The organism is Conexibacter sp. CPCC 206217 (assembly GCF_030646165.1).
GTDB lineage: Bacteria > Actinomycetota > Thermoleophilia > Solirubrobacterales > Solirubrobacteraceae > Conexibacter.
In genome coordinates this window covers 87,225-103,684 of record NZ_JAUTDO010000013.1, presented here as the reverse complement: position 1 = coordinate 103,684, position 16,460 = coordinate 87,225, and the positions used below count along the sequence as shown (strand labels likewise).

At 72.6% G+C, this 16,460-nt stretch carries 13 protein-coding genes; 4 read left to right on the top strand and 9 right to left on the bottom strand.

The window, feature by feature from the left end; genetic code table 11:
* The first annotated feature begins 63 nt into the window (after positions 1-63).
* From Q7L65_RS25410 to Q7L65_RS25400, 3 genes are read left to right on the top strand one after another with little or no spacing between them, the layout of a single operon-like run.
* Positions 64-1,647: a circularly permuted type 2 ATP-grasp protein gene (locus Q7L65_RS25410; RefSeq protein ID WP_304725867.1), complete on the top strand. Its 1,584-nt coding sequence runs from the start codon at positions 64-66 to the stop codon at positions 1,645-1,647.
* Positions 1,647-2,606, top strand: coding sequence for an alpha-E domain-containing protein (locus tag Q7L65_RS25405; protein WP_304725865.1), 960 nt, complete (start codon positions 1,647-1,649; stop codon positions 2,604-2,606). The genes Q7L65_RS25410 and Q7L65_RS25405 overlap by 1 nt, the downstream gene beginning before the upstream one ends.
* Positions 2,607-2,647: 41 nt before the next feature.
* The gene (locus Q7L65_RS25400) at positions 2,648-3,526 is read left to right on the top strand and encodes a transglutaminase family protein (RefSeq protein WP_304725863.1); all 879 of its coding nucleotides are present in this window, start codon (positions 2,648-2,650) and stop codon (positions 3,524-3,526) included.
* 3 nt (positions 3,527-3,529) lie between these two features.
* Here the strand turns inward: Q7L65_RS25400 and Q7L65_RS25395 are convergent, their stop codons facing one another.
* The 6 genes from Q7L65_RS25395 to Q7L65_RS25370 all read right to left on the bottom strand — a co-directional run bounded on the left by Q7L65_RS25395 (position 3,530) and on the right by Q7L65_RS25370 (position 13,472).
* Entirely contained in the window at positions 3,530-4,030 is a 501-nt protein-coding gene (locus Q7L65_RS25395; RefSeq protein WP_304725860.1) for a DUF6328 family protein, read from the bottom strand.
* A gap of 34 nt (positions 4,031-4,064) precedes the next feature.
* Complete coding sequence (locus tag Q7L65_RS25390) at positions 4,065-4,691, bottom strand: DedA family protein (RefSeq protein ID WP_304725855.1); 627 nt, start codon at positions 4,689-4,691, stop codon at positions 4,065-4,067.
* Positions 4,692-4,701: 10 nt separating this feature from the next.
* Positions 4,702-7,182, bottom strand: coding sequence for an FTR1 family protein (locus Q7L65_RS25385; protein WP_304725853.1), 2,481 nt, complete (start codon positions 7,180-7,182; stop codon positions 4,702-4,704).
* A gap of 7 nt (positions 7,183-7,189) precedes the next feature.
* Entirely contained in the window at positions 7,190-8,317 is a 1,128-nt protein-coding gene (locus tag Q7L65_RS25380) for a hypothetical protein (RefSeq protein ID WP_304725851.1), read from the bottom strand.
* Positions 8,318-8,421: 104 nt separating this feature from the next.
* On the bottom strand, positions 8,422-10,230 hold the full coding sequence (locus Q7L65_RS25375; protein ID WP_304725849.1) for a hypothetical protein: 1,809 nt from the start codon (positions 10,228-10,230) through the stop codon (positions 8,422-8,424).
* Positions 10,227-13,472 carry a choice-of-anchor D domain-containing protein gene (locus Q7L65_RS25370; RefSeq protein ID WP_304725846.1) on the bottom strand — a complete coding sequence of 1,082 codons (3,246 nt, stop codon included), beginning with the start codon at positions 13,470-13,472 and terminating at the stop codon, positions 10,227-10,229. Before Q7L65_RS25370 ends, Q7L65_RS25375 begins: the two co-directional genes overlap by 4 nt.
* Positions 13,473-13,645: 173 nt before the next feature.
* On the opposite strand from Q7L65_RS25370, the gene Q7L65_RS25365 reads away from it, so the two are divergent.
* Positions 13,646-14,311 (top strand): response regulator transcription factor, encoded by a 666-nt coding sequence (locus Q7L65_RS25365; protein ID WP_304725845.1) that lies wholly within the window; start codon positions 13,646-13,648, stop codon positions 14,309-14,311.
* A gap of 24 nt (positions 14,312-14,335) precedes the next feature.
* Here the strand turns inward: Q7L65_RS25365 and Q7L65_RS25360 are convergent, their stop codons facing one another.
* From Q7L65_RS25360 to Q7L65_RS25350, 3 genes are read right to left on the bottom strand one after another with little or no spacing between them, the layout of a single operon-like run.
* Entirely contained in the window at positions 14,336-14,941 is a 606-nt protein-coding gene (locus Q7L65_RS25360) for a TetR family transcriptional regulator (protein WP_304725843.1), read from the bottom strand.
* A 35-nt stretch (positions 14,942-14,976) separates the two neighbouring features.
* On the bottom strand, positions 14,977-15,141 hold the full coding sequence (locus Q7L65_RS25355; RefSeq protein WP_304725842.1) for a rubredoxin: 165 nt from the start codon (positions 15,139-15,141) through the stop codon (positions 14,977-14,979).
* A complete protein-coding gene (locus Q7L65_RS25350) occupies positions 15,138-16,391 on the bottom strand; it encodes an alkane 1-monooxygenase (RefSeq protein WP_304725840.1) in 1,254 nt (417 codons plus the stop codon). Before Q7L65_RS25350 ends, Q7L65_RS25355 begins: the two co-directional genes overlap by 4 nt.
* Positions 16,392-16,460: the final 69 nt, after the last annotated feature.

Genomic DNA, 16,460 nt, shown 5'->3' with positions numbered 1-16,460 from the left:
CTGGCCGAAGACGCTCCATGCGGCGAATGCCGTCGCGCGGCCGCGTCGCGAGAATCGCTGCAGATGTCCGAAGCAGCCGCACCGCCGCTCGACGGCTACCACCCGCGCGTCCCGTTCCTCGACGAGCTGTTCGAGCACGACGGCCGCCCGCGCCCGACCGCGCAGGCGCTGATCGCCGAGCTGGAGCGGCTCGGGCCCGAGGGCCTCGCGGAGGCCGGCCGCCGGCGCGACGCGACCTTCCTGCGCCAGGGGATCACGTTCGAGACCAGCGGCGAGGACGGCGCGCGCAGCAGCGAGCGGCCGTTCCCGCTCGACCTCGTGCCGCGTGTGATCGGCGGCGAGGAGTGGCGCTCGATCAAGCGCGGGCTCGCGCAGCGGATCCGCGCGCTCAACCACTTCGTCGACGACATCTACCACGGGCGCGAGATCGTGCGCGAGGGGATCGTGCCGTGGCGCCTGGTCGTCGGCTCCTCGCACTTCGCGCGCGCGGTGCACGGGATCCGCCCGCCCGGCGGCGTCTACACGCATGTCGCCGGCTGCGACCTCGTGCGCCACTCCAACGGCTCCTGGAAGGTGATCGAGGACAACGTCCGCACGCCGTCGGGGATCTCCTACGTGCTCGAGAACCGCGCCGCGATGACGCAGCTGGTGCCGCAGCTCTTCGCCTCCTATCGGGTGCGCCCGGTCAACCACTATCCGCAGCTGCTGCTGAGCGCGCTGCGCTCCGTCGCGCCGTCGGCCGACAGCGAGGCGACCGTGGTCGTGTGGACGCCCGGCTCGCTCAACTCGGCCTACTTCGAGCACGCCTTCCTCGCGCGCCAGATGGGCGTCGAGCTGGTCGAGGCGTCCGACCTGGTCGTGCGCGACGACGTCCTCTACATGCGCACGACGCGCGGGCTCGAGCGCGTCCACGCGGTCTACCGCCGGCTCGACGACGACTTCGTCGACCCGCTCGAGTTCCGGCCCGACTCGATGCTCGGCGTGCCGGGCCTCGTGCGCGCCTACCGCGCCGGCTCGGTCGCGATCGCGAACGCGTTCGGCACGGGCGTCGCCGACGACAAGGCCGTCTACCACTTCGTGCCGGAGATGATCCGCTTCTACCTCGGCGAGGAGCCGATCCTCGAGAACGTCAGAACGTATCTGCTGGCCGACGAGGAGGTCCGCGAGCACGTGCTCGGCCGGCTCGACCAGCTCGTCGTCAAGCCGACCGACGAGAGCGGCGGCAGAGGCGTCACGATCGGCCCGCATGCGAGCGAGCAGGAGCTGGCGCAGGTCGCCGCGGCCGTGCGCGCGCGGCCGGAGGCGTGGATCGCGCAGGAGGTCGTGCGGCTGTCGACGGTGCCGACGGTCGGCCCCGACGGCACGCTCGCGCCGCGCCACGTCGACCTGCGCCCGTTCGCCGTCTTCGGCGAGCGGATCGACATCGTCCCCGGCGGGCTGACGCGCGTCGCGCTCACCGAGGGCTCGATGATCGTCAACTCCTCGCGCGGCGGCGGCTCGAAGGACACATGGGTGCTGGAGGACGGTGACGACGCCGACCGCGCCGGCCCGCCGATCGCCGACGCCTCCCCGCCGACGCTGCCGGAGATGCGCTACGGCGACGCCTGGACCAACCAGCAGCAGCAACAGCAGCAGGAGCCGCAGTGATGCTCGCGCGGATCGCCCACGAGCTGTACTGGCTCGGCCGCAACCTCGCGCGGGCGGAGTTCACCGCGCGCGCCGTTGACGGTGTCTTCCGCGCCGAGCTGCAGGGGCCGTCGGACTCCGGTCCGGGCGTCACGCTCGGCTGGAGCGGGCTGCTGGCGATGCTCGGCGGCGGGCGCGGCGAGGAACCCGCGCCGAACCGCAGCCAAGCGCTCGCTCGGTTGACGCTCGACGCCGATCGGCCCGACTCGATGCTCGCCTGCGTGGAGCGTGCGCGCGAGGGCGCGCGGACGGTCCGCGACGTGATCTCCGCCGAGATGTGGGAGGCGATCAACACGACGACGCTGACGCTGCGCGGCGACGGCAGCGCGAGATGGTCGGCCCCGGCCGGGCCCTATCTGGCCTCGCAGTACGTCAAGCAGCGGATGGCGCTGATCTGGGGGATCGCCGACCGCGCGATGCTGCGCGACGAGGCGAAGTCGTTCCTCGACGCAGGCTCGTTCATCGAGGTCGCGGACATGATGCTGCGGCTGCTGCGGATCGCGCTGCCGGCCGAGGCGCAGGACCCGCGCCGCGACGGCAACGCGCTGGCGCTGCTGCAGGCGGTCGGCGGCTTCCACGCCTATCTGCGCGCCGTCACCGCGCCGCCGAACGCGCAGCCGGTCGCGCGCTTCCTGATGTTCGAGCGCGCGTATCCCGACAGCGTCGCCGCCTGCGTCGATTCGCTGCACGACGCCTTCGCCGCCGCCGACGCGCGCCCACGCGACTCGCAGCCGGTGCTGCGGATCAGCCGCCTCGCCGCCGACCTCGACTTCCAGCGGCGCGTGCTGCCGGCGGGCGCGGAGTTGATCGACATCTGCGAGCGCGCGCAGCACGAGCTGGTGTCGGTCGACCTCGACGTCGCCGACCACTACTTCGCCGGGATGGCGCCAGGCGAGCGCGGCATCGCGATGGTCGTGTGACGCCTGTGCGCCAGTGAGCCGGACCGGACCCTGAGGAGCCGATGCATTTCTCGATCAGATTCCTGACGGAGTACAGATACGAGCACCCCGTCAGCGACAACCTCAACGCGCTGCGCGTGCGGCCGGCGACGACCTCGACGCAGCGTTGCGACGAGTTCCACACGCGGATCGACCCGGAGGCGCGCGTCAGCCGCCACCTCGACTACTTCGGCACGGAGGTGCTCGAGTTCGGCATCCCGACCTCGCATGAGCAGTTGACGATCGACGTCCGTGCGCGCGTCGTCACGAGCGCGCCGCCGCCTCCGCCGCACGGGCCGTGGACGGGCGTCAGATCCGATGCCTATGTCGAGGCGGCGGGCGAGTTCCTGCTGCCGTGGCAGGACCAGCCCGCGATCGCGGGGCTCGACGGCCTGCAGGGCTCGATCGGCGCCGCCAGCGACCCGCTCGCGGCGCTGAAGCTGCTGATCGAGCTGATCCCGGACACGTTCGAGTACCGCCGCGGCGCGACCTACGTCGGCTCGACCGTGACCGACCTGCTGGAGGCCGGCGCCGGCGTCTGCCAGGACTTCGTACACGTCTCGCTGGTGCTGCTGCGCCGCCACGGGATCGCCGCCCGCTACGTCTCCGGCTACCTCTGGGCCGCCCCCGAGGACGAGGGCTCGGACTCGCTGGAGGTCGACACGCACGCCTGGCTGGAGGCGCTGCTGCCCGGCACCGACGGCCGCGGCGAGCCGGTCTGGGTCGGCGTCGACCCGACCAACCGCCGCCTCACCGGCGAGACGCACGTGAAGATCGGCCACGGCCGCTTCTACGCCGACACCCCGCCCGTCAAGGGCGTCTACCGCGGCGGCGGCTCCTCCGCACTGGACGCCAACGTCCAGATGTCGCGCCTGGACCCGCAGGCGGGGGCGCGGGCCTAGCGTTCAGCCGTCGCCCTCGTCGCCGAAGTCGTGGCGCAGGGGGATGACCGCCCAGAGGAGGATGAAGAGGAGGGCGGTGAGGATGCCGACGACGATCGTCATCGTGGTGCTGAACAGCACGTCGGTGATCAGGACCATCACGCCGACGAGGCCGAGCGCGAGCGTCGCGAGGCCCGCGATGGCGAGCTGATTGGAGGCGCGCACCAGCTCCTTCTTGCGTCGGGCGCGGAAGTTGAGGCGGTGGTAGGCGGTCGGCGCGACCAGCAGCACCGTCGAGACGAGCACACAGCAGAGCGTGAAGAAATAGACGTCCTTCTGGAACTCGGTCACCTGGTCCCAGCGCTGCTGGAACGGAACCGCCAGCAGGAAGGCGAACAGCACCTGCACGCCGGGCAGCGCCACGCGCAGCTCGTTCAGCAGCTCCAGCAGGTTGCGGTCCAGCCGCTCCGCCTCGGTCTCGTCGCGACGGTCGTCGCGCACCGCGTCGCGGCTGCTGCCTGTCATCTCCTCGCGCATGCACGAGCAGACGTGCCCCGGATCAGCGCGCTTGATGCGTCGGCACGCCGCGCCAGCGACGCCACACCCAGTACACGCCAGCGACGATCGCCAGCACCGCGGCGACTCTGATCACGAGTGAGTAGCGCTCGATCACGTTCGTGACGTCATCCCAGTTCGCGCCCAGCTGTCTGCCCGCGAAGACGAGCACGGTGTTCCACACGAGGCTGCCGAGCGTCGTCAGCGCGATGAAGCGCACGAGCCCCATCCGCATCATGCCGGCGGGGATCGAGACGAGCGAGCGCGCCAGCGGCACGACCCGTGCGAACAGCACGACCCAGTCGCCCCAGCGGTCGAACCAGTCCTCGGCTCTGTCGAGGTCGCTCGCGCTGACGCGCAGCACGCGGCCCCAGCGCAGCACCGCCGGGCGCCCGCCGTACAGCCCGATCGCATAGAGGATCAGCGCGCCCGCGAGCGAGCCGAGCGTCGCCGCGACGACGACGAGCACGAAGTTGAGGTCGCCGCTGTCGACCTCGAAGCCAGCCAGCGGCAGCACGACCTCGGAGGGGATCGGCGGGAACAGGTTCTCCGCCACCATCGCGGCGAAGATGCCCGGGTAGCCGAGCGTGGTGACCGCGTCGCGCGCGGCGTCGGTGATCTTGTCGAGCACGTCGGCGAGGCTAGCGATCGTCGCTGCGCGGCGCAGTGGCGCCAGCACCAGCGTGCTCGCGGGAGCTGTCTCCCGCGCCGTTCCCGTCGCCGTTCACCGGCCCGGCGACGGCGACGGCCGGCTCCCCCTTCGCGCGCTTCTTGCGCGCCAGCCGCTGCGGCCGTCTGACGCGGACCTCTTGCGCGAGGTAGTACGAGCCGATCACGAAGGCGGCGGCGGCGAACTGCGCGCCGACGGTCTCCCACGTCGGGTAGATGCCGAACCAGAGGCTCGCCCAGTAGGGCGGGTCGAAGCCCATCGGGGTGATCGGCAGCCAGCCGGTGCCCTGCATCGTGCGGGCGGTCTGGCCGACCATCACGACCAGCACGAAGCCGATCATCACGCCCGTCACTATCAGCATCTTCTTGTACGGCAGCTTGCGCTGGACCGCGAAGGTGAGGACGGCGACGGCGAGCACCATCGCGAGGCCGAGACCGGCGCCCTCGACGACCGTCGCGGTGCCGGCGCTCAGCTCCAGCGACTGCAGGAAGAGGACCGTCTCGAAGCCTTCGCGATAGACGCTCGTCAGGCCCAGCAGCACCAGGCCGATCACCTGCGCCGAGATGAAGCCGACCTTGTCGTATCTCTCCAGCCGCTTGCGCTGGCGGTGGAACTTGCCGATCCACTCGCTCCAGTAGACCTTGTGGAAGAACCAGTTCGTGATCAGCAGCAGCACCGCGATCGCGATCACGCCGACGACCGCCTCCAGCTTCTCGCCGTACTGGTCCAGCGACGTCAGGATCGTCTGCGCGAGCACCCACGTGATCACCGACGCGAGCAGGCCGAGGCCGGCGCCGATCAGCACGGGCCGGCGCATGCGGCGCTTGGCGCCGATGAACGAGGCGGTGATCGCGGCGAGGATCAGGACCGCCTCCAGCCCCTCGCGGAAGACGAGGATCGCCGAGTTGACGACGACCTGCGTCTTGTTGGCGCTGTCGCCGAGCGTCGCGGCGGCGTCGCCGAGCTGCTCGTCGAGCACCAGTCGCGTCTCGTGGATCTCGCGCCGCGGGGCGCGGTCTGCGATCAGCGTCGCGAGCCCCTCCTGGTCCAGCGCGCCGAACCAGATCAGGCCCTCGACGTCGAGCGCGAGGCCCGGGTCGAACGCCTTCAGCCGCCGCTCGGGGCCGAACTCGAAGAACGCGTATGCCTCCAGCCGCGCCTGCTCCGCCTGCTGGTACTGACCGGCGCCGGCGGCGGCCTCCATGCGGTCGAGCGTGAGCGCGATCAGGTCGTAGTCGGACTCGTCCGTCTGCTCCTGCCACGCCTTCGGCATGATCGCCGTGAGGCCGTCCTCGATCTGCGACGTCAGCGCGTCGACGTCGCCGGAGGGCGTCACGCCCTCCTTTCTCTTCGTCGCCTCGTCGACGATCTCGCCGAGTCTGTCGAGCTGAGCGGCGATCTCCTGCGTGCGCGCGGGATCGCGCTTGGCGAGCGTCGCCTGCAGATCCTGGAAGGCGGCCTCGGCGCCCGTCTGGAACGCGACCGCCTCCTGGATCTCGAAGTCGAGGTTGACGCGGCCGTCCTTCACGCCGCGGCCGTACTCGACCGGCACGAGCGCGAGGAAGCGCAGCAGCTGCTGCGCGCGGCGCGCGGCCTCGTCGTCGGTGAAGGGCGCGGCGGTGAAGCCGTCCAGCGACGCGACCGCGTCGGCGTGCGCGGCCTTGAACGCGGCCGAGTCGCCTCTCAGCGCCGCCCGCTGCATCTTTCCGAAGGCGGCGAGCGCCTCGTCGGCGCTCGCGTCGCCCATGTCCTGCAGGTAGCGCGGCAGCAGGATCGCGAAGTAGCCGGCGGCCTGCGCGGAGGCCTCGGCGCGGCGGGCGGGCAGGTCGCGCTCGTCGCCGCGCGCGGCGTCGTCGAGCAGCTCGCGCAGGCGGCCCTGGTAGGCGTCGAGCAGGTCCTTCGCGACGATCGCGCGCGTCTCCTCGGGCGTCGCTCTTTTGCGCTGCAGCTGCTGCACCGCCAGCGTCGCGTCGCCGCCGGGGCGGGTGAAGCGCGTCGCGGTGCGGAACTCGCGCAGCAGCAGCCACTGTCTCGCCGTCGCCGCGTCGCCGTCGTCGATCGCGTCGAGCGTGACGACGTAGGCGCCGGCGAACAGCGCGGCGCGGATCTCCCCGCGCGCGGCGGCGAGCGCCTCCTGGTCGCCGGCTCTGGCGGCGCGGGCTGCGTCGGCGAAGGCGGCGCGGATCGCTCTGTCGGCGTCCGGATCGGCCGCTCTGACGGTCGCCTGAAGCGTTCTCTCGTAGCTCGAGCGGGCGCGCTCGACGGCGCGCGCCGCGTCTGCGCCGGTATCGAGGATCAGCGCCGTCTGCGCCTCGAACAGCTGCGAGCGGACGTTCTCGGCGACCTGCCAGGGCTGGGCTTCAGCCGCCCCCGCCGTTCCCGTCAGCGCCGCGCCGCTGAGCAGCAGCGCGACGAGGACGAGCAGGAACGGCAGCGGGCGGCGGCGGGTCATGTACGGGTCAGTTCTCCAGCGTGATGTCGAGCTGCGCGGCGGCCTGCGAGACCTGGCCGGCGATCGCCTCGGCCTGGTCCTGCGCCTCGCCGCCGAGCGTGTCGGCGTCGCCGGGGGTGAATCTGCGCCCGCCGGCCTCCTCGTCGCGCAGCCGCTGCGCGAACGCGGTCAGTCTTCTCAGCGACTGGCCGGTCTGCTTCGCCTGCTCGGCGTCGACCTGGCCGATCGACGGCTCGATCGAGTCATAGACGAGCACGAGGCCGCCGAGGATGTCGGCGATGTCGGACAGGCGCGAGGTGCCGACGAAGCCGGACTCGGTCGCTCTGTCACCGGCGACGAAGCGCGAGTTCTTCCACGCCTCGAAGTACTCCGACATCGTCGGCGTCATCACGACGACGGCGGTGAAGACGTCCTCGGGCGCGGGCTCCCATCTGTGCGCCGACTCGTCCAGTTCGACGGCCTGCGTGTGGAAGTCTCTCGCGGTCGCGACGAGGAAGTCCGCATCGGGCAGGGCCTCTCCGAACACGACTCTGCCGTCCCCGTTCAGGTCCGGTCTGACACCTCTGACGGTGAATCTCGGCTCGGTGCCGAAGACCGAGGTCTCGACCAGCGCGAAGAAGTTGCCCGGCTGTCTGAAGGTTCTGCCGCCCGGCGTTCTGATCGAGAACGGGACCGCGCTCTCCGGGTCGCTGCCGTCGCTGCCGGCGTCGATGATCACGTCGTAGTCGGCCAACTCGGGGACGCCGGCGACGACGCCCTCCATCTGCTCGTACGACGGGTTCGCGGTGCGCAGGTCTCTCTGCAGCGCTCTGACGAGTCTCTCCGTCTCGGCACGTCTCGTTCTGAGCAGCTCGGCGTAGTCGAAGTCGACCGACTCGGCGAGCGCGTAGTACGCCTCGGCGTCTCTCTGCAGCGTGGCGGTGTCGTCGACGAGCCGCTGCGTGTGCTCGTAGAGGTAGTCCTGGATCGGGGCGTAGTCGATCGTCTCGGTGGCGGTCGTCGCCGTCGTGGAGGCGGCGGAGTTGCTCGTGCTCGCCGACTCGTCGTCGTCGGAGCCGCAGGCGCCGAGTGCCAGCGCGGCACCGACCGCAAGCACTGCCGGAGTACGCCGCCAGCGCGTCATCAGGTTCGTCATCGTTCTCCCTGGAGTGGTGAAGGGGCCTTAGGTCGCGCGCGACGACGCTTTAGGGCATCCTAACATTAGGTTGCCCTCATGTCGCCGCGCGCGAGGTGTTGCGATCAGTTCGGCGCGTGAACGCCTTCGCCGTCGTTGGGCCGGTTGCGTCCGAAGACGCGCTCCTGCAGTCTCGGCCGCGCGCTCGTGTCGACCGTCGCGACGAGCTGGCAGAGCGCGCCCGGGAACGGTCTCGTCGAGCCCTTCTCGCCGTACGGGTCGGTCCACCACAGGCGCGCGCCGCCGGCGTTCTCCAGGCGCGTCTCGCGCAGGTAGACGTCGCGGTGCGTGCCGTCGAACGGCGAGCGCGGGTCGCCGAACGCGTAGGCGCCGGCGATCGAGCCGTGGTCGGTCGCGATGTCGCAGGCGGCGGAGCGGGCGCGCGCGTCGCCGGGCGCGACCTCCCAGCAGAGGTCGAGCGTGCGGCCGATCTTCGTCACCGTGCTCGCGTCCGCGTAGCGGCTCGGGTCGAACACGCCGAACGCCGAGTCGTACGTCGCGATGCTGTGGCCGTCGGCGGTCTTCAGCACGTTGTCCGCGCTCCACTTCTCGTACAGCGCCCACGCCGAGGTGGTGCTGCCGGCCGGCACGAGCGTCGTCTGCTCGACGCACCCGCGGTCGGGGATCGAGCGCCCGCCGACGCCGGTCGGGTAGCCGTTGTCGGTCGTCGTCACCGTTCTCGCGGGATCGCAGGCGCGCGTGTACTGACCGGGCGCGCCGAAGCGGCTGATCGTGTCGCTGATCAGCTCCGTGCCGTCGTCGCAGCGGACCGCGTAGAGCAGCTCGTGGACGTTGTTGCTGATCGCGTCGGGCGAGTGCGAGCCCTGATGGACGGAGACGAGGTAGTCGCACGTGACGCCGACGCTGCCGCCGTCCGCCGCGAGCAGTCTCACGTCGTTCTCGTAGTCGACCTTGTAGCCGACGTGGTCCTCGTGGCGGATTCTCGTGCCCGGGTTGGCGCCCGCGTAGACGTCGAGCGACTCCGTCGCGAGGCCGAACGGGATCCCGGCGTAGGTGGGTGCAGCCGGGTTGGCGAGGTGCTCTGCGACCCATCTGTAGATGTCGGACTGCTGCGGATCGCGCCCGTGCTCGTGCCCGAACGTGCAGGTTCTGCCGGTCGCCGGGTCCGTCGTCGTCGGCGGATGCCAGGTCGGGTAGCGCTTGCCGTCGGGCCCGATCACCGAATAGCGCTCGTGCACGCTGACCGGGCAGGTGTCGAACGCGGTCGGCGTCCAGTTCGCGGACGCGTAGGACGGCTGCGCGGGCGGGAGCTGAGGCGGCAGGCCGTCGCTGGGGGCGGGGTCGTCGGGATCCGGATCTCTCGGGCCGGGGTCGCTGGGACCGGGGTCGACCGGAGCGGGATCGGTGGGCGCGGGATCGGTGGGAGCGGGGCCGGTCGGGTCGGGCCGGACCGGCCCCGGTCGCGTCGGCGCCGCCGGGCTCGGCGCGGGGTTCGCCGCGCGCACGACGCGGATGCGGATCGTGCCGCGGTACGCGACGCCTCTGCGCACGAGCGCGAAGCGGACCGCGTCGGTCCCGCGATAGCCGCTCGCGGGCACGTAGCGGACGCTCCCGCGGCGACGGTCCAATCCCGTCAGGCGTCCGTGCGCGGGCTTCGCCGCGACGCTGCGCGCGACGCCGGCACCACGCGCGATCCAGCGTCTGCCGACGCGGCAGTCGAGCGTGAGTCTCACGCTCTTGCCGCTCGTGACGGTGACGGTCGCCGTCCGGCACGCGACGGGCGCGCGCTTCGGCGTCGCGCGCGCCGCGTCGGCCACGGGGGCCGCGTGCGCCGCGGGCACGACGGCAGCGAGCACCGCCACCGCGCCCGCCGCCAGCAGGATCGCCCGGGGGTGGACGCGCGATCCCCTCATCGCGCGCCCCGCAGCGCGGCGCGCCACGTCCCCGAGCCTCGGCGGCCGTCCTCGTCGCGCGAGACCACGCGCGCGACCAGGCTTCCGTTGGCCGTCCGCTTGAGCGCCGCGCGCGCCGCCTTCGGCAGCGTCACCGTGACGCGCGCCGTGGCGCCATTGCGCAGCGTGTGAGTCTTCACCGTGAGCGTCCAGCGCTTGGCGCCGATCTTCACCGTGACGGTCGTCGTCACCGTGCAGCGGGCCGCCGTGGAGCGCGCGCAGGTGACGGTGCCGAGGCGCAGCGCACCCGCGCGCGTCGCCGTCAGCGTGCCGGTCGGGCGGCGCAGCGTGATGGAGCCGAGGCGCTTGGCGACGACGCTTGCGTTCTGTCTGCTGCCGGGGCCGGGCTTGCCGGCGCCGGGCGTGGTCGGCGTGCCGTCACCGGGAGCCGGGCCGCTCGGCGTGCCGGGGCCAGCCGGGGCGGGAGCGCTCGGGCCGCCGGGGTCGCTCGGGCCCAGGTCGGTCGGATCCGGGTCGGTCGGATCCGGGTCGGTCGGATCGGGGTCCGTCGGATCGGGGTCCGGGTCCGGCGTGTACGCCGGCGCTGCCGCCGGCAGCAGCGCGACGGTCGTCTCACCGGCTCCGGCGCGCTCGAAGCGCAGCGCCATGTCGGCACCGACGGCGAGGTCGGCCGCACCGTTGCCGTCAACGTCGCCGACGCCTGCGACCGCGCGGCCGAAGCGCTCGCCCGCCTGCTGGCCGTCGAGCCGGCTGCCCTGCTGCGGCGTCAGTCTCGCGAGCGCGACGTAGCGGGTTCTGTCGGCCGCGTTCACCGGCACGAGGCCGGAATCGGCGTCGTTCGCCGGCAGCGTGGACGGATCTGCGACGCCGTGCACGAGCCACGCGGTACCGGCCGCGCCGCTGCCGTAGCCGCCGACCACCAGGTCGTCGCGGCCGTCGCCGTCGACGTCGCCGACGCCGTCGAGCGAGAAGCCGCTCGACGTGTTCGGCAGACCGAGGATGCGGTAGCCGCGCGTGCCGAGATCGGCGCTGTCGAGCACCGCCGCCTCGGCCGTTCTGCTGCCGTAGACGACGTACGCCGCGTCGCTGTTGGCGGCCGCGGTGCTGTCCGCGCCGATCGCGACGTCGGCGAGGCCGTCGCCGTTGACGTCGCCCGCGGCCGAGACGTCGATCCCGAGCCGGTGGCCCGCGAAGGCGCCGCCGACCGCCAACAGCCACGAGGAGCTGTCGGCGAGGTCGACCCGCCCGCGCACGCCGCCGCTCAGCACGAACGCCGCGCCCGATGCCGTCGAGCGGCCGAACGCGACCGCCGTGTAGGTGCCGATGCCGAGGTCCGGCGTGCCGTCGCCGTTCACGTCGCCGAGCCCGGCGAGGCCGATCATCTGACCGAACGGCGTCGCGCTTGAGCCCGGCGAGGCGCCGTCGATCTGCGCCAGCGCGGTGCCCGGGGTCGCGAGGTTCACCGTCGCGGTCGAGTCGCGGCCCGCGATCAGCCAGACGATGCCGTTGTTGCTGCGCGCGGGCGTCACGTCGGTCGTGTCGCCGGTGTTCGCCATCACGGCGAGGTCGGCGCGGCCGTCGCCGGTCACGTCGCCGATGCCGGTGATCGCGTAGCCGAGGTGGTCGTACTCCTCCGCGTCGGTGCCCTCGACGCGGAAGCCGCGCTCGCCGAGGTGGCCGAGGTCGAGCGGGCTCTGCTGCGCGAGGTCTCTCGCGCCGAAGACGACGTACGCGATGCCGCGCGCCGCGGCGGTGCCGGACGGGCGTCCGGCGTATTCGTACGCCCACGCGCCGATCCCGAAGTCGTCGATCCCGTCGCCGTTGACGTCGCCGGCGCAGCCGATCCCGGTCCCGGTCTGGCTGCTCGGCTGCTCGCCCTCCAAGAGCAGGACGCGGCCGTCGCCGTGCTCGGCGAGGTCGGACGAGCCGATCTGCGGCCCGCCGAAACGGACGTAGGCGCCGCCCTCCCACGAGCGCTCGACCGGCGTGCGGCTCCACGTCGGCGCGCCCGTGAGGACGTCGTCGTAGCCGTCGCCGTTGACGTCGCAGGCGCCCGACGCGACGTTCGCCGCGCCGTCGTCGCCGTCGCCGGCCAACCGCAGCAGCGGCTGGTCGGCAAGGTCGAAGAGACCGAGCGGGTCGCTGTCGAGCCCGAGGCCGGCGCCGCGGCCGCTGAGGTGCGCGACGGCGGTCGCGCTGGTGCCGCCGACGTCGGTCGCGACCCGCAGCGAGGCGGTCCGCCAGCCGCTGCGCGCCGGGGCGAAGGTGACCGCGACGGTGCAGTCGGCGCCGACCGCGACCGCTCTGCCGGAGCAGCTGTCGGCGCCGAGCCGGAACGCCTCCGCGTCGAGGCCGCCGAGCGTGACCGCGCCGACCGTCAGCGGTCCGTTGCCGCTGTTGGTGAGCGTGAAGGTCTGCGGCTCCGAGACGCTGCCGGCTCTGAGGATCCCGAGGTCGCGCGTGGCGGGCGCGAGCGCGGCGGCCGGCTGCGTGCCGGTGCCCGAGAGCGTGACGGGCGCGGGGCCGAACGAGGCGAGCGCCAGCGTCGCGGCCTTGACGCCGGGCGTCGTCGGCGCGAACGCGACGGTGACGGTGCAACTGCCGCCGACGGGAAGCGCGGCGGCGCTGCAGCCGTCGGCGACCTTCGAGAACTGGTTCGCGTTGGTGCCGGCGAGCGTGACGGCGCCGAGTGTCCACGGCGCCCCATCCTGGTTGGTCAGCGTGACCGTCTGCTGCGTCGGCGCGTCGCCGATGCGGGCCGCGCCGAATGCCAGCGAGGTGGTCGTGACGCCGAGGTCGTGGCCCGCGCCGCTGATCGCCGCGCTCGTCAGCGTCGGTCCGTTCGTGACCAGTTCGAGCGTCGTCGAGCGCGCGCCGACCGCGTTCGGGGCGAACGCGACGGCGACGGTGCAGGTCGCGTTCTGCGCGAGCGGATCGCCCGCCCCGCGTGCGCTGCAGGTGTCGGCGGTGATCGCGAACTGGCCGCCGTCGGCGCCTGTCAGCGCGACGGAGCTGACCGCGAGCGGGTCGGTGCCGGTGCTTCTGAGCGTGTACGTGCGCGCGGTCGAGGGACCGGCGCCGACTTGGCGGCCGCCCGCGTCGAACGCGGTCGTCGGCGAGAGCGTGGCGGTCGGCGCGGCGGCGGCGAGCGCCGGCAGGGCGAGCGCGGCAGCCAGCGCGCCTGCGCTGAGCGCAAGCGTGCGGCGACCGCGCGCCCGTGAACGGGCGACGGAATGGTGCATGGGTGAGGAGCGCCTTCGGGAGTTCGTAAGGGTGCCTTTATTAGGTTACCCTAAGATGCATGTCGCGTGTGTTGGGACGACGCACGAACGCGCAGCCGGCGGCAACCGGCAGGCGCGCGGTCGGTGCGGCCTCCCGTACCGACCGCGCGATCCGCGCGGACTACGCTCCCCGCATGTCCCTCCCGACCGTGCTCGTCGTCGACGACGACGCCCCCGTGCGCCGCATGCTCGCGCGGACGCTCAGCGCCGAGGGCTTCGACGTGCGCTCCGCGGCCGACGGCGGCGCGGCGCTCGCGGCCGTCGAGCAGTCGGTCCCGGACGTCGTCGTGCTCGACGTCGCGATGCCGGGGATGGACGGCCTCGCGGTCGCGCGGCGGCTGCGCGGCAAGGGCCTCGCGACGCCGATCCTGCTGCTGACCGCGCGCGACGCCGTCTCCGACCGCGTCGCCGGGCTCGACGCCGGCGCCGACGACTACCTCGTCAAGCCGTTCGCGACCGAGGAGCTGAGCGCCCGCCTGCGCGCGCTGCTGCGGCGCGGGCGCGCGGTGCCCGACCTGCTCGCCTTCGCCGACGTGACGCTCGATCTGGCGGATGGCCGCGGCGAGCGCGCCGGCCGCGACCTCGAACTGACGCCGCGCGAAGCCGAGCTGCTCGCCCTGCTGCTGCGCGACCCGCGCGCCGTGGTCACGCGCGAGCGCGCGCTCGAGGAGGTCTGGGGCGGCGAGCTGGAGGCCCAGCCCAACGTCGTCGACCGCTACGTCGCCTACCTGCGCAGAAAGCTCGCCGACCCGCCGCTGATCCGCACGGTGCGGGGCGTCGGGTTCCGGCTCGACGCGTGAGCGCCGCTCGTCGCCCCCTCGCCGCTACGGACGCGCCAGCGCCCGCTCGATGTACGGCTCGATCAGCGTCATCACGGTCGTGATCGCCGCGTCGGGCGGATCCTTCGGGAGCATCGCGTAGCTGATCGCGAGGCGCACGAGGCATTCGGCGAGCAGCTCGGCGTCGGCGCGGGCGACCTGCGGCCAGCCGTCGTGGATCACCTCGGTCAGGCGCAGCGAGGCGAACGCGACGACCGGCTGGGACTGGGTCGTGACGAGCGGGAGCATGCCGCCGGTACCGTCGTCGGTCAGCAATGTGCGCACGAGCGGGTCCTCGGCGGCGGCGGTCAGGAAGACGCCGAGCGCAGCGGAGAGCGCCGTGCGCGGGTCGTCGAGGTGGGCGCGGACGGCCTGCTCGACGGCCTCGAGGAAGCGCGTGCCCTCGCGCACGACGAACAGCTGCGCGAACTCGTCACGGGAACCGAACTCCTTGTAGAGCGTCTGGCGGCTGACACCGGCCGCGGCGGCGACCTCGGCCATCGTCACCTCCGCCCACGGGCGCTCCTGCATCGCGTCGCGCGCGGCGTCGAAGAGCGTGTCGCGCAGCAGCTCGCGCGCGGCGACGGCGTAGGGGGTGCGAGCCGGTGGCATCGCCCCAATGGTGCCAGCCGCGCCCCCCGTCGTCCTCATTCGTCGGGTTCGAAGTCGACCTTGTCGCGTACGCCGCAGTCCGGACAGGCCCAGTCGTCGGGTACCTCGCTCCACGCGGTCCCGGGCGGGAAGCCCTCGCGCGGGTGGCCGGCAGCCTCGTCGTAGACGTAGCCGCAGCCGGGGCAGCGGAAGGCGCTCACGCTGCCGCCTCCGCCGCCCCGGGCGCGCCGGCAGTACCCCTGCCGCCATAGCGCTTCAAGATCTGCTCCCGCTTGCGCGGCTGGATGTTCGCGCGCGTCACGTCGCCGCCGTAGTGCTCCAGCAGGCGCCGGTCCATCACGCGGCGCCACGCCGGCGGCACGGTCGCGAGCACGATCATCCCGGCGTAGCCCGTCGGCAGCTGCGGCGCGTCGTCCATGTGGCGCAGCGCCTGGTAGCGGCGCATCGGGTTGGCGTGATGGTCGCTGTGGCGCTGCAGGTGGTAGAGCAGCACGTTGGACGCGACGTTGTTGGAGTTCCAGCTGTGCTCCGGGCGCGTGCGCTCGTAGCGGCCGTCCTCGCGTCTGTCGCGCCGCAGCCCGTAGTGCTCGAGGTAGTTGACGACCTCCAGCAGCGAGAAGCCCAGCACCGCCTGCACGATCAGGTACGGCAGCACGACCCAGCCGAAGACCGCCGTCAGCACGCCGAACAGCACGAGCGTCATCAGCCACGCGTTGACGATGTCGTTCTTGAGGCTGAAGTGGCGTGCGCCCATGCGGTCCAGGCGCACGCACTCCAGCTCCCAGCTCGACGTCAGACTGCCCTTGACGGTGCGCGGCAGGAAGGCCCAGAACGACTCGCCCAGGCGTGAGCTGGCGGGGTCCTCCCGCGTCGCGACGCGGACGTGGTGGCCGCGGTTGTGCTCGATGAAGAAGTGGCCGTAGCCGCTCTGCGCGAGCGCGACCTTCGACAGCCAGCGCTCCATGCTCGCGCGCTTGTGGCCCAGCTCGTGGGCGGTGTTGATCGCGATCCCGCTGACCATCGCCATCGTCAGCGCGAGGCCGATCGAGTCGACCGTCGTGAGGTCGCCGCCCGACCACAGCCAGCAGGCGAACACCAGGCCCGCGTACTGCACGGGGATGTACGCGTAGGTGCACCAGCGGTAGTAGCGGTCCTGCTCCAGCCACTTGATCACGGAGTCGGGCGGGTTGGTCGCGTCGAGCCCGACGAGCAGGTCGAGCAGCGGGAAGATCGCGAACACGAGGATCGGCCCGAAGAACCAGAAGAGGCCGACGCCGGTCAGCTCGACCAGCCCGTAGGCGAGGAACGGCAGCGTCGGGATCAGGAGGCCGAGCAGCCAGGCGTAGCGCTTGCCGTCCTTCCACGTCGCGGGCGTCAGCTCGACGCCGTCGTCGTCGTGATGGTGGTGGTGATGCCCGTCGTCGCCGTGCGCGTGCGCAACAGATGACATGCCCGCGTCTCCTCGGTAGTCGTCAACCGACTCTGCGTATGCAAGATTGACACGAACGGGGTTTGGTGT

Bases quoted from the DNA above. Each gene is read 5' to 3' on its own strand.
- Q7L65_RS25380 (WP_304725851.1), bottom strand. From the start codon at position 8,317: ATGACGAACCTGATGACGCGCTGGCGGCGTACTCCGGCAGTGCTTGCG.
- Q7L65_RS25370 (WP_304725846.1), bottom strand. From the start codon at position 13,472: ATGCACCATTCCGTCGCCCGTTCACGGGCGCGCGGTCGCCGCACGCTT.
- Q7L65_RS25395 (WP_304725860.1), bottom strand. From the start codon at position 4,030: ATGACAGGCAGCAGCCGCGACGCGGTGCGCGACGACCGTCGCGACGAG.
- Q7L65_RS25350 (WP_304725840.1), bottom strand. From the start codon at position 16,391: ATGTCATCTGTTGCGCACGCGCACGGCGACGACGGGCATCACCACCAC.
- Q7L65_RS25360 (WP_304725843.1), bottom strand. From the start codon at position 14,941: ATGCCACCGGCTCGCACCCCCTACGCCGTCGCCGCGCGCGAGCTGCTG.
- Q7L65_RS25375 (WP_304725849.1), bottom strand. From the start codon at position 10,230: ATGAGGGGATCGCGCGTCCACCCCCGGGCGATCCTGCTGGCGGCGGGC.
- Q7L65_RS25410 (WP_304725867.1), top strand. From the start codon at position 64: ATGTCCGAAGCAGCCGCACCGCCGCTCGACGGCTACCACCCGCGCGTC.
- Q7L65_RS25405 (WP_304725865.1), top strand. From the start codon at position 1,647: ATGCTCGCGCGGATCGCCCACGAGCTGTACTGGCTCGGCCGCAACCTC.
- Q7L65_RS25400 (WP_304725863.1), top strand. From the start codon at position 2,648: ATGCATTTCTCGATCAGATTCCTGACGGAGTACAGATACGAGCACCCC.
- Q7L65_RS25385 (WP_304725853.1), bottom strand. From the start codon at position 7,182: ATGACCCGCCGCCGCCCGCTGCCGTTCCTGCTCGTCCTCGTCGCGCTG.
- Q7L65_RS25365 (WP_304725845.1), top strand. From the start codon at position 13,646: ATGTCCCTCCCGACCGTGCTCGTCGTCGACGACGACGCCCCCGTGCGC.